General features: G+C 36.3%; 11 protein-coding genes and 1 pseudogene. 9 read left to right on the forward strand and 3 right to left on the reverse strand.

The genetic code is table 11. The features are described 5' to 3' along the window. Positions 1–337: 337 nt before the first annotated feature. Complete coding sequence (locus H280_RS0113445; RefSeq protein WP_020061654.1) at positions 338–1,417, forward strand: fatty acid desaturase family protein; 1,080 nt, start codon at positions 338–340, stop codon at positions 1,415–1,417. A gap of 183 nt (positions 1,418–1,600) precedes the next feature. On the opposite strand, the gene H280_RS0113450 is transcribed toward H280_RS0113445, so the two are convergent. From H280_RS0113450 to H280_RS0113460, 3 genes are all read right to left on the reverse strand, one after another. After that, complete coding sequence (locus H280_RS0113450; RefSeq protein WP_020061655.1) at positions 1,601–2,287, reverse strand: amino acid ABC transporter permease; 687 nt, start codon at positions 2,285–2,287, stop codon at positions 1,601–1,603. An 87-nt stretch (positions 2,288–2,374) separates the two neighbouring features. Next, complete coding sequence (locus tag H280_RS0113455) at positions 2,375–3,160, reverse strand: ABC transporter substrate-binding protein (RefSeq protein ID WP_020061656.1); 786 nt, start codon at positions 3,158–3,160, stop codon at positions 2,375–2,377. 17 nt (positions 3,161–3,177) lie between these two features. Next, the gene (locus H280_RS0113460; protein WP_020061657.1) at positions 3,178–3,900 is read right to left on the reverse strand and encodes an amino acid ABC transporter ATP-binding protein; all 723 of its coding nucleotides are present in this window, start codon (positions 3,898–3,900) and stop codon (positions 3,178–3,180) included. Positions 3,901–4,623: 723 nt separating this feature from the next. Between H280_RS0113460 and H280_RS27030 the strand changes: the two are divergent. The 8 genes and pseudogenes from H280_RS27030 to H280_RS0113500 form a co-directional block, all read left to right on the forward strand. Next, positions 4,624–4,926, forward strand: a pseudogene (locus H280_RS27030) (HAMP domain-containing protein); the annotation flags it as partial. A gap of 15 nt (positions 4,927–4,941) precedes the next feature. After that, positions 4,942–5,868, forward strand: a complete 927-nt coding sequence (locus tag H280_RS0113465; RefSeq protein WP_442852824.1) for a methyl-accepting chemotaxis protein — start codon at positions 4,942–4,944, stop codon at positions 5,866–5,868. A gap of 152 nt (positions 5,869–6,020) precedes the next feature. Continuing rightward, complete coding sequence (argR, locus tag H280_RS0113470; protein ID WP_020061659.1) at positions 6,021–6,470, forward strand: arginine repressor; 450 nt, start codon at positions 6,021–6,023, stop codon at positions 6,468–6,470. Between the two features lie 638 nt (positions 6,471–7,108). After that, positions 7,109–8,341 carry an arginine deiminase gene (gene arcA / locus H280_RS0113475; protein ID WP_020061660.1) on the forward strand — a complete coding sequence of 411 codons (1,233 nt, stop codon included), beginning with the start codon at positions 7,109–7,111 and terminating at the stop codon, positions 8,339–8,341. Positions 8,342–8,371: 30 nt separating this feature from the next. After that, positions 8,372–9,370, forward strand: coding sequence for an ornithine carbamoyltransferase (gene argF / locus H280_RS0113480; protein ID WP_020061661.1), 999 nt, complete (start codon positions 8,372–8,374; stop codon positions 9,368–9,370). A 105-nt stretch (positions 9,371–9,475) separates the two neighbouring features. Next, positions 9,476–10,891, forward strand: coding sequence for an arginine-ornithine antiporter (arcD, locus tag H280_RS0113485; protein ID WP_020061662.1), 1,416 nt, complete (start codon positions 9,476–9,478; stop codon positions 10,889–10,891). A 35-nt stretch (positions 10,892–10,926) separates the two neighbouring features. Continuing rightward, entirely contained in the window at positions 10,927–11,868 is a 942-nt protein-coding gene (gene arcC, locus H280_RS0113490; RefSeq protein ID WP_020061663.1) for a carbamate kinase, read from the forward strand. 516 nt (positions 11,869–12,384) lie between these two features. Next, a complete protein-coding gene (locus H280_RS0113500; protein WP_020061665.1) occupies positions 12,385–13,074 on the forward strand; it encodes a Crp/Fnr family transcriptional regulator in 690 nt (229 codons plus the stop codon). Positions 13,075–13,389 lie beyond the last annotated feature (315 nt).

The raw sequence follows: 13,389 nt of genomic DNA on the forward strand, positions 1-13,389 counted from the left end.
TAGCGAAGAGGAGATAAAAAGATAATAGGAAGTGTAAATGTTGGTAAATAAACGTTTTTTCTTTAGTAACATAGAAAGTAATTATAAAAATATAACCAACTTTTATTACTAGGTCATAAAAGTTGTTGACAATACAGAAAGCGCACTGATATGATTCATCTTGTGGAAAGGTTGATAAAGAGTAAAAAGAGAAATGTTTTTCAATGAATAATAATTGTAAGAGTGAGTGAGCATAATTTTCTTTGAGAAAGAAAATTTATAATACTAGTTATTATCAATCTGGAAGCGATAATCGATGCAAAGTGCGTAAGCGCGGCATGAGAAAGGGGCACAAGTAATGAAGGATCTTCATACGTTTGGCTGGTATGCAGCACGTGTATCACCACATTTGCCAAAAAAGGCATTTAAGCCAGTCCCAGCTCGTTTGTTTGGCGGACTAGCCTACTTATTAATTACGATAGCAGGTTTTTTGGCAATTGGCTTATTCAATTTGAATGTGTGGGCCAATCTTGGAATTGCAATCGTCTTAGGACTGTGTTTTGCATCTATGGGATTTCTTGGACATGAAATTTTACATGGTACAGTAGTAAGAAAAGCTTGGTTAAGAGATTTTCTTGGAGCAATTGCGTTTATGCCATTATCAACTGGACCAAAATTGTGGAGAAAGTGGCATAATTTAACGCACCATGTGCACACACAACATGAGGAGCATGATCCAGATGCGTGGCCAACAATAGATAAGTTTAAGAAAAGCAAATTTTTACGCTGGGTATATCGCCTTCCGTTACACGTTCGCTCTTTCTTTAGCTTTTTGTCGTTAACACTTCAATTTACAGCGCATTCGTCTCGTATGTTTTTCCTTTTTATTAAGAAATTTAAACCACAGAATCAAAAATCTGTGTGGTTCCAGCTTCTTTTGCCGTGGACAGTATGGATTAGTTTATTGTTTATTATGGGTCCTGCAAAATGGTTTTTTGCTTATGTCATTCCATTGTTAATTGCGAATTTCATTGTAATGGGGTATATTGCAACAAACCATCGGTTGAATCCAATCGTTCCTGTAAACGATCCACTTGCAAACTGTTTATCGGTAACGGTGCCGCGTTGGGTAGACGTATTACATTTTAACTTCTCATATCATACAGAACATCACTTATTCCCAGGTATGAGCTCGAAATACTATCCGTTAGTAAAAGAGAAAATTAAAGAAATGTGGCCAGAGCGCTATCATGAAATGCCGATGGAGAAAGCATTAGCTGCTCTTTGGAATACACCGCGTGTGTATTATCAAGGCAGTGAGTTAGTTGATCCACATAAATCACATGTATACGGCTCTTTAGGAAATGGATTAAATCCTGAGAATATTAAATATCGTCAGGAAAATATTGAAGAATCAAAAGCTGTGAAGAACGGCTAAAATATGGTATAAAAGCCTCTTTTTTTAGGAGGGCGAGAGCACCTGGCCGTGTGTAGAAGCGGTCGGGGCTTTTTTTACCTTAAAAACAAAGGGTGCAGGTCACGTTTTGTTCTGCATAGCAACGATATATAGAACCTTCATATTTAATAATAAAAGCACGAGCTCGTAAAGAGTTCGTGCTTTTTACATAGGGATTTCTGTTTGTTTCGCAGGTTGTGCATGATTCGTAGTTTTGCGCGCCAATCTTTTTTCAAGAAGATGTACAAAGTACGTAAATAGAAGGACAAGCGCGAGATAATAGACACTGACAATCATGTATGTTTCGAGCTGCTGAAAGTTTGCAGCAGCTTCAGAAAGTCCAGTGCCCCACAGCTCTGACATTCCTACATAGGCAACGAGAGAAGAGTCTTTAAGGCCGATAATGAACTGATTGCCAAGCGGCGGAATAGACAAACGAAACGCTTGAGGCAAAATAATACGCCGCATTGCTAAAGGGTATGGCATTCCTAAAGAACGAGCTGCCTCAAGTTGGCCGCGGTCCACGGATTGAATAGAGCCTCTAAAAATTTCTGTAATGTAAGCACCGTTATGAATAGCGAGAGCAATTGCACCTGCCCAAAACGGTGATAAGACAATAATAGATGTAATTCCAAAATAGAGGATCATAATTTGTACAACTAGCGGTATCCCGCGAATAATCGCAATGTATACATGGGCAATTCCATTTAAAAGCTTGCTGTTGGAGATACGAAAAAAAGCAAATAGTAATCCAATTAAGGATCCAAGTAATAAGGATGTTATTGTTAATTGTAATGTAATGACAACTGCTTTGAGGAACGCTGGATATGTAGATATGAAAATATCAATCATGGTTATCACCTCTGTATTGGTTTATTTTCATTACTATGATAGCGATACCCCGCAAAGGATGCGGGGTATTATTTATGTGTGGAAAATCTATTTTTCTTTTTCACCTAGAATGTTACGACCGAACCACTTTTTACTAATCTTTTCATAGGTGCCATCTTGAATGATTGCATCTAGTGCTTTATTTAATTTTTGCATCAATTCTTTGTCATCTTTGCGAACAGCGATGGCCATTTCATCAAGAGACAATGGTTTTCCAGCATCTTTTATATTTGCTTTTCCTTCTTTCATCATGCGTAGGCCTACCATTTGGTCTGTGACAACAGCATCAACTCGCCCTGGTTCTAGGTCCATAAGCGCAGTAATATCACTATCGTACTCTGTAATTTGATCTGTTTGCTTAGCAATAAGTGTTTTGAATGTACTTGCTTTTACAACACCTACTTTTTTTCCTTTTAAATCTTCAGCAGAGGAGATGGAGGTGTTCGTTTTTGTCACGAAAATTTGGGCGCCGGAACGATAGTATGGATTCGTAAAGTTAACTGCTTTTAGACGATCTTCTGTGATGGCCATACTTCCTAAAATCACATCATATTTTTTTGCTTGCAGACCTTGGATTAACGTTTCCCAAGGATTTGTGACAGGAACAGCCTTCATATTCATTTTCTTAGCAAGAGCTTCACCAATTTCGACGTCAAAACCGGTAAGCTTACTATTTTCTTTATAGTTAAACGGTTTATATAAACCACTCATCGCATAGCGAAATTCTTTCTTTCCATCGGTTGATGAAGTGCTGCTTTCTTTACTACAGGCACCTAATACTAAAGAAGCACATAATGTAATCGCTGCTATCGCTTTAAACATCTTTCGTTTCATAAAAGCACCTCCAATTGTTATAAAACATTTCGTAAGAATTGCTTTGCACGTGGGTTTGACGGAGCAGTGAAGAATTGTTCTGGGGGTGCATCTTCTACGATTTGTCCGTCATCCATAAAAATAATGCGGTCAGCTACCTCTCGGGCAAATCCCATTTCATGCGTGACGATAATCATCGTCATCCCTTCTTTGGCGAGATCTTTCATAACTTGTAGTACTTCTCCAACGAGTTCAGGATCGAGAGCTGAGGTAGGTTCGTCAAATAACATAATTTTTGGATTCATTGCGAGTGCTCTCGCAATAGCAATTCGCTGTTTTTGACCACCTGATAAAAGATCGGGTGTTACGTTTGCTTTATCTTGCAATCCGACTTTTTCTAGTAATTCGTAGGCACTGTTTGTTGCTTTTGTTTTATCTAACTTTTTGACGTGAATAGGAGCTTCTATGATGTTTTCTAGTGAGGTCATATGAGGAAATAAATTGAAATGTTGAAAAACCATACCGACATTTTCGCGGACTTTGTTTAAATTTGTATGTTTCGGCTGAATTTGTTCTCCCTGTATCGAAATTTCTCCATTATCATACACTTCTAGGAAGTTTAAACAACGCAGTAATGTACTTTTTCCTGAACCGCTTGCACCGATTAAGACAACAACTTCTTTTTCTTGTACGTTTAGATTGACGTTTTTTAACACGTTTAACGACCCGAAGGATTTTGTAAGATTTTGAACTTGTATCATGCATCCCCCTCCAAAGAAATGTAGATGTATAAAAATAACTTATTTTTGTTAATTAGTCATAAATTGTCAAAATCCTTTATTTTTTGTTAAAAATTTAAAGGGAGTCGTATATTAGTAGAAAACAGGAAGAATTATATATAAATACAAATTGAAAAAATGACATAAAAACCACTTTTTTAGGGGAGGAGACTAGAGAAACTGGCCATGAATAGAGGCGCGGTCAGTGCCTTTTCCTGCCACGTGCAAAGTTTAAAACAAAGGTAGAAAGCAAGTAGCGGCCATGTTTTGTTCTGCATAGCAGCGACTTAGATATTAAAGAATATTAATCTAGATTATTATGGTCTTAATTAATGTATTTATGTATCTTACAAAGTTCAAATCGTAGATATGTAATATTACATAAAATAACAATAGTTTATACTGCTATAATATAAGAGCAAAATGACTCCATATTATGGAGCGCATATATAACAAAATACCCTAAGATTTTATTACAAAAAGGCGAAGAGTGTTTATCATTCTTCGCCTTTTTGTATCCTTTACACATATTGTCATGTAAAGGAAGATCTTAAAAGTTGAATTATTTATTTTAAAAATCATTATATCTATTTATAATGAAAATGGGGATAACAATATATAGAGTGTATTTATATCATTTAGATGGGGGAGCTTGGGATGGAAACAGAAAAAAGGCCTTTTTCTTTTGGGTTACGTATACAGCTAATGTTGTTTATAACGGTATTAGCGCTTATTACGTATTCAACAAGTGTAATTTTTATTTATGTTGTATATGATTATGTTCATGAATATGTAAATCAAATTATATACAATATTGTTGTGGTGATATTAGGGGTTATTTGGTCAGGGGTTTTGGCGTATTTTGCAGCGGATTTTCTTATTAAGCCGCTTCGAAAGCTTGAGGAAGCTGCTCATAAAGCAGCAAATGGGGATATTCGTGAAGATGTTTCGCTTCCAAAAGCGGATGATGAAATCCGGTCTTTAAGCGTTGCGTTTAATGCGATGCTTGGAAATTTGCGGACAATGGTGAAAAATATTGATACGACATTTACATATACAAACCACCAAGTGCAGCAAATTCGTGAGCAAACAGAAGAGGCGACGAAACAAGCACAAGGTGTTTCAGAAACACTTACTGAAATTTCTGTAGGGGCAGAGCACTCAGCTGCTTCGATTCAAACAATTGTTTCTACAGTTGATGCGACAATTTCAATTGCAAGTGAAGTAGAAGAAAAAGCAAAGCAATCTAATGAATTATCTTCGCAAATGGTGCAGGCGCTTGGACAAAGTACACGTGTTTTTGTATCGCTTATTGAGGGAATTCAAATGCTTGCGAAAGAAAATGAACAATCGATGAAAAGTGTACAAAAGCTAGAAGGACATACAAAACAAGTAGGGCATATCGTTTCATTAGTGAGTGAGATTGCTAGTCAGACCAATTTATTAGCATTAAATGCATCAATTGAGGCAGCTCGAGCTGGAGAGCATGGGAGAGGATTTGCAATTGTTGCTGAAGAAGTACGCAGATTGGCAGACGAAAGCGCAAGTTCAGCCCAAAATATTTCAAGTTTATTGCATGATATGCAAAACGAAGTGAAGCGGGTTTCTATGCAAATGACGGATCAAGTGAAAACCGCAAGAGAAGAAGCAAAACGCGGGGAAGCAACGGAGCTCATTTTGAAAGACATGACAGCAAGTATTATGGAAGTAGCAGACGCGATTCAAAAAATTAGTGGTTATATGAAAGAACAAATGAATTATATTCACGAAACAGGTGTACAAACGAAGGAAGTAGCAGCAATTGCTGAAGAAACCTCAGCGGGGGCGCAGGAAGTTGTCCGTGTAACGATGAAGCAATCTGAAAATATGATATTCATTGATCAGTTATCGAAAGATTTAGAGAAGCGCGCAGTAGAATTAAAAAGGACAATTGCACAGTTTTTACTGTAGGGAAGAACGATGAATGTTCTTCCTTTTTCATTTGATACATTATATAAAAAAAGTAAAAGTATGAACGTTTCCGTAACATTTATCTATATCTCTTTCGGATGGAAATTATAGCAAGATATAATAAAGCTATAATATTAGAGGGAGTGTCTTTCATGAAAAAAGAGAAAAGACAACAACTAATTAAACAATTGGTGAGAGAGAATGAAATAGAGACACAAGAAAAATTGGTAGAATTGTTAGAGGAACGCGATGTATCTGTTACACAAGCAACGATTTCTCGAGATATTCATGAATTAAATTTAGTAAAGGGAGCTTCTTCAAAAGGGCCTGTAATATATAAGGTTTTTACAGAAGAAAACCAGCGCACAGATATACAGCTAAAGAAAAAAATAAGGGAAGTTGTTGTACAAATCGATTATGTAGAACAACTGACTGTTATTAAAACTTTACCTGGGAATGCTCATGTTATTGGAGCTTTATTAGACTCTTTAGACTGGAAAGAAAAAATAGGATGTATATGCGGGAATGATACATGCCTTATCATTTCTCCATCAAAAGTAGATAGGGAGATTTTAAAAGGTCGATTGAATTTCATTATGTAAATACGAATTAAAAAAACGACATAGAAACCCGACATAAAAACCCCTTTTTTAGAGGGGGATGAGAGCATCTGGCCATGCATAGAAGCGGTCAGTGCCTTTTCCTGCCACGCGCAAAGTTTTAAAACAAATAAAGGTAGCAAGCTATATGTCGGTCAAAATGAATACATAATTGAGAAGGCTGTTTCTAATAAATGTTAGAACAGTCTTTTTTATTTATATATAGATGCAAATTGAAAAGCTAACATAAAAACCCTTTTCTTTTTCGGTGGGGGAGAGCAACTGGCCATGCATAGAAACGGTCAGTACTTTTGCCGAATTTTGAGGTGGAGTACTACTGCCTACGAATAGTGGGATGAAATTTAACGACCCATTAAGAAGAAGTGCCTTTATTTTTGTGAGTACGAGAAAAATTTTAAATTTAAAATAGAGGCTATTATACAGCTAATATACGTTATATTTCACCTGGTTAGTTAAGTATAAGATGAAATATCTTATAAAAATACGATTACATATATGTTTTAAAAAATAATTTGTGAAATATTCCACTCACTATTGTTAGCGTTTTCACAAAGCGGTAGGTGCATTCTGTTTATTATGTACTTGTAGACATCAAACAAATTTAAAAGGAGGTACAACAAATGAAACATCCGATCCATGTTACTTCAGAAATTGGAGAATTAGAAACGGTTTTACTAAAACGTCCTGGTAAGGAAGTGGAAAACTTAACACCAGATTATTTGCAACAATTATTATTTGACGATATTCCATATTTACCAATTATCCAACAGGAGCATGATTATTTTGCGCAAACATTACGCAATCGGGGTGTTGAAGTTCTTTATTTAGAAAAACTAGCCGCTGAGGCGTTAGTTGATAAAAAACTTCGTGAAGAATTTGTTGATCGTATTTTAAAAGAAGGACAGGCAGACGTAAATGGTGCATACCAGAATTTAAAAGAATATTTACTTTCCTTTTCAAATGAAGAAATGATTCAAAAGATTATGGGGGGCGTACGTAAAAACGAAATTGAAGCTAGTAAAAAGACCCACCTGTATGAATTAATGGAAGATCATTATCCATTTTATTTAGATCCGATGCCAAATCTTTATTTTACTCGTGACCCAGCAGCTAGTATAGGTGGCGGTTTAACAATTAACAGAATGAGAGAACCAGCACGGAGACGTGAATCATTGTTTATGGAATATATCATTAAACATCATCCACGATTTGCGAGTCACAATGTACCAGTTTGGTTAGACCGTGACTATGAGTTTCCAATTGAAGGCGGCGATGAGCTTATCTTAAATGAGGAAACAATTGCGATTGGCGTATCGGCTAGATCATCAGCTAAAGCAATTGAACGCTTAGCGAAAAATTTGTTTAGTCGTCAAAATAAAATTAAGAGAGTACTAGCAATAGAGATTCCAAAATGTCGTGCATTTATGCATTTAGATACAGTATTTACAATGGTTGATTACGATAAATTTACAATTCATCCAGCGATTCAAGGTCCAGAAGGAAATATGAATGTTTATATTTTGGAAAAAGGAGAGGATAAAGAAACTCTTAAAATTACACATCGTACCTCTTTAACTGAGGCTTTAAAAGAAGCGCTAGGTTTGAGTGAATTGGTTCTTATTCCTTGCGGAGGAGGAGATGCGATTGCTTCTGCTCGTGAACAATGGAACGATGGATCCAATACATTAGCAATTGCGCCGGGTGTAGTTGTTACATATGATCGCAACTATGTATCAAATGCTTTATTACGAGAGCATGGTATAGAGGTTGTGGAAGTATTAAGTTCAGAATTGTCTCGCGGCCGTGGGGGTCCACGTTGCATGAGTATGCCGATTGTTCGAAAAGATATCTAAGCTAAATACAAGAGAAAGTAGGGACGAATGATGATGATGACAAAACCAAACTTAAAAGGAAGAAGTTTTCTTGCTGAAAAAGATTTTACAGAGGAAGAATTTTTATATCTTATTGATTTAGCGGCAGAATTAAAAGAGAAAAAGAAAAACGGTATAGCGCATCATTATTTAGAAGGGAAAAATGTTGCTCTATTATTTGAAAAAACTTCAACTCGTACTCGTTGTGCATTTACGGTGGCTTGTACGGATTTAGGGGCAAGTCCTGAATACCTAGGTAAAAATGATATTCAGCTCGGGAAGAAAGAATCTGTTGAAGATACAGCAAAAGTGTTAGGACGTATGTTTGACGGTATTGAATTCCGCGGATTTTCACATGCAACAGTAGAATCTCTAGCGAACAACTCAGGTGTGCCAGTATGGAACGGCTTAACAGACATGTGGCATCCGACACAAACGCTTGCAGATTTGTTAACAGTAAAAGAGCACCTTGGAAAATTAGAGGATATTAAGCTCGTCTATGTTGGAGATGGACGTAATAATGTGGCGAATAGCTTGTTAGTTGGCGGTTCGATGGTAGGAATGGAAGTACGCATTTGTACCCCAGAATCATTATTCCCAGCACAGGAAATCATTGATACTGCTAAGAAATATAGTGACCGGGTCATGGTAACAAGTAACGTGGAAGAAGCTGTTGCCGGTGCGGATGTTATCTATACAGATGTATGGGTATCTATGGGCGAAGAAGATAAATTTGCTGAACGTATTGAACTTCTTACTCCATATCAAGTGAACATGGAAATGATTAAAAAGACTGGAAATGAAAATATGATTTTCTTACATTGTTTACCTGCATTTCATGATGTAGAAACATTGTACGGAGAGGAAATATATGAAAAATATGGCATAAAAGAAATGGAGGTAAGTGACGAAGTATTCCGCAGTAAGCATTCAAAAGTATTTGATCAAGCGGAAAATAGAATGCATACAATTAAAGCGGTTATGGCAGCTACTTTAGGAAATATGGAATAAAGAAGGAGGAGATTCCTCCTTCTTTATCCCTCTATTAATAAAAGTTTCGCTACAATCATTCACTACTGTTGTTTATTCCTATCTGATAAAAGAGAGGTGAGTGTAATGGGGGAAGAGAAAAAATTGGGACTGTTTACTTTGACAGCGCTTGTTGTAGGCTCCATGATCGGCGGCGGAGCATTTAACTTAGCAAGTGATATGGCAAAGGGTGCAGGTGCAGGTGCAATTATTATTGGTTGGATTATAACGGGTATTGGAATGGTTTCACTTGGATTAGCGTTTCAAAATTTAACAGTGAAAAGACCGGATTTAGATGGTGGGATTTTTAGTTATGCAAAAGCTGGATTTGGTAATTTCATGGGGTTTAATAGTGCTTGGGGATATTGGTTATCCGCTTGGCTCGGAAATGTAGCTTACGGTACGTTATTATTTGCTTCACTAGGTTATTTTTTTCCGATTTTTGAAGGTGGACAAAATGTAGCATCGATTATTGGAGCAAGTATATTACTATGGTGTGTTCATATGATGATTTTACGCGGTGTACATTCAGCGGCACTTGTGAATTTAGTAACAACAATTGCAAAGTTAGTACCAGTCTTTGTATTTATTATTGTCGGGATATTTGCTTTTCATATTGATATTTTCGTAGATGGATTTTGGGGACAAGGTGCTGCTTTTTCATGGGCGGATGTAGGAAGCCAAGTTAAAAGTACAATGCTTGTCACACTTTGGGTATTTATTGGGGTAGAAGGAGCTGTCGTCTTATCAAGTCGTGCAAAAAGTCGAAGTGATGTTGGAAAAGCAACGGTTATTGGATTAATAGGAACTCTCATTATATACATTCTTCTGACACTATTATCATTAGGGATTATGAAGCAGGCTGATGTTGCAAATTTGAAAAGTCCAGCAATGGCATATTTATTTGAAAGTGTTGTCGGAAAATGGGGAGCTATCTTTATTAACTTAGGTTTAATTATTTCTGTATTAGGTGCTTGGTTAGGGTGGACGTTATTAGCATCTGAAATTCCTTACTTGGCTGCGAAAGACGGTGTATTTCCAAAATGGTTTGCGAAGGAAAATAAAAATAAGGCTCCTGCCAATGCATTATGGTTAACAAATGGCCTGATTCAAGTTTTCTTATTGACATTTGTTGTTTCAGATCAAGCTTATCATTTTGCATTTTCGCTCGCTTCTTCGGCGATTTTAATTCCTTATGCTTTTTCAGCATTCTATCAATTTAAGTATAGTTTGCAGTCCGGGGAGAAAGATCGGACAAGAAATATTGTCATTGGTTTAGTTGCAAGTATGTATGGGATTTGGTTAATTTATGCAGCAGGTTTAAATTATTTATTGCTGACTATGACATTATATGCACCAGGAATTTTTATCTTTTACAAAGTTCAAAAACAAACAAATTCAAAACAAATCTTTACTCGTGTCGAGCTTATTTCCTCGATAGTTATTGGGATTTTAGCACTGTTTGCGATTTATCAATTGGCTACAGGCGGTATTACTCTTTAAAAAACTCTTTTGAAAAGAAATAGGAGGGTTACAAAATGACAAGAAAAAAAATCGTCGTTGCACTAGGAGGAAATGCGATCCAATCTGGAGATGCTACTGCACAGGCACAACAAGAAGCATTAGAAAGAACGGCCGAACAATTGGTTAAAATCATGGAAAATAATGTAGACGTTGTCATTGCACATGGGAATGGTCCGCAAGTAGGTAACATCTTATTGCAGCAAAAAGCAGCAGAAACAGAAAAAACACCTGCCATGCCATTAGATACTTGCGGTGCAATGACCCAAGGAATGATCGGGTATTGGATGGAAAATGCAATTGAAAAGGCTTTGAAAAAGCGGGGGATCGAAAAAGATGTAGTAACGGTGATCACCCGGGTTGAGGTGGATGAAAAGGACGAGGCATTCGAAAATCCAACAAAACCAATCGGTCCTTTTTATACAGAAGAAGAAGCACGGAAGTTAATGGAGACAACAAAAGCTGCATTTAAAGAAGATGCAGGACGTGGCTGGCGACGTGTTGTACCATCCCCGAAACCGATAAGCATTCACGAACATAAAGTAATTAATGCATTAGTGGAGGACGGTGATATTGTCATTGCTGTTGGAGGCGGAGGCATCCCTGTTATTAATTCGAAAGATGGCTTAGTAGGAACAGAGGCTGTTATTGATAAAGATTTTGCTGCTCAAAAATTAGCTGAATTAGTGGATGCTGATATTCTCGTTATTTTAACTGCAGTTGATTATGTGTATGTAAACTTCAATACACCAGATCAGAAGAAACTAGAGAAAGTTACCGTTGCTGAGCTAGAGAAATATATACAAGAAAGTCAATTTGCACCTGGAAGTATGCTTCCGAAAATTGAAGCAGCCATTAATTTTGTGAATACAGATTCAAAACGAAAAACGATTATTACTTCATTGGAAAAGGTATATGAAGCGTTAGAAGAGAATGCGGGTACTATTATTGCAAAGTAAGGTATATATAGATGCAAATTGAAAAACTAATATAAAAACCTTGTAACTACTCAGTTACTGTATGAAAAAAAGGCAGAAAAGCATTTATTTAAATGGGCAAGAGGGACTGGCCATGCATAGAGGCGGTCAGTTCCTTTTCCTGCCACGTGCAAAGTTTAAAACAAAGATAGACAGCAAGTAGCGGCTTCTGCATAACAGCGACTTAGATGTTAAAAAATCAACCTGTATTTATATATATCGGAAATTTAAAATCAATTTATAGAAAAAGAATGAAGTGACTAGGCTTCATTCTTTTTCTATATAAGTAAGTTCATAAAGTATTCATTCATAAAGGAGAAAATCATTGTTTTATTATGATAAAATAATTTATGAAGGCGCTTTCTTTACGTTACATGATTCCTGCTATTTACGGGAACCCTCACCTCAAGATTCAAAGAGAAGCGAAAAAAATAGGCGGAGGATGAAGAATCCTGAGCTGACGGAAGTTTCACTTTACAGAAAGAGAGAGGACATTTCATGCAAAGACGAAATATAGTGGAAGACTTAAAGCAATTTGAACTATTTGCTAATTTATCAAATAAGAAATTGGAAAGTCTGGCACAATTTGTTTATTGGCGAACCTATAAAAAGGGGCAATTTTTATTTTTAGAAGGTGATTCAAGAGACAGAATCTATTTTATGCTAGATGGATTTGTGAAATTAGAGCGAGTGAATCAAAGCGGAAATTTGTTATATGAAGATTACATAAAGCGTTTTTCTATTTTTCCTTATTGCGGTATGTTTACAGATGCGTCATATAATTATACGGCCGTTGCAATGACGGACGTCGATGTGTACTATATTCCCACTGCTATTTTTGAGGATATGGTGAAGTCAAATCAAAAGCAGCTCATGTATATTGTTCAAGAGCTTTCTTCTATATTGAAAATAAATGAAAAGCGTGTCCAAAACATTACCATTCCAAATGCCCAAGATCGGGTCATACAAACATTAGGTTACTTGATGAACGATTTAGGAGAAGAAGCAGGAAAAGAAATTTTAATTTCATGTCCTCTCACAACAATTGAAATTTCTAAAATATCCGGGACGTCTCGGGAGACAGTTAGTGGCGTATTAAAGCAATTAAAAAATGATTGTATCGTCACAATTTTAGATAAAAAAATTACAATACATGATCCAACTTATTTTGAAGAAAGTTCGATGTAAAAAAGAATAAATCATAAAGAAATGGGAGATAAGATTAATAAGGTAAATTATTAATCTTATTTATATATAAACCCACTTTGATTTTTTAACACACAAATCGCTACTATACAGAATACAATATGCCCGCTACCTGCCTCTTGATCCATTTGTTTCAAATGGCAGGAAAAGGCCTTGACCGTCCCCCTAAAAAAGAAAAGGGGGTTTTTTATGTCTGTTTTTATACATGTGCATAAACAACTTTTTTGCGCTAGTAAATATGAAGAATTTAGCGGGATAAAAGCTTCACTTTGTTTCAGACTAATCATACATATATAT

This window comes from Bacillus sp. 123MFChir2 (assembly GCF_000383235.1).
GTDB lineage: Bacteria > Bacillota > Bacilli > Bacillales > Bacillaceae_G > Bacillus_A.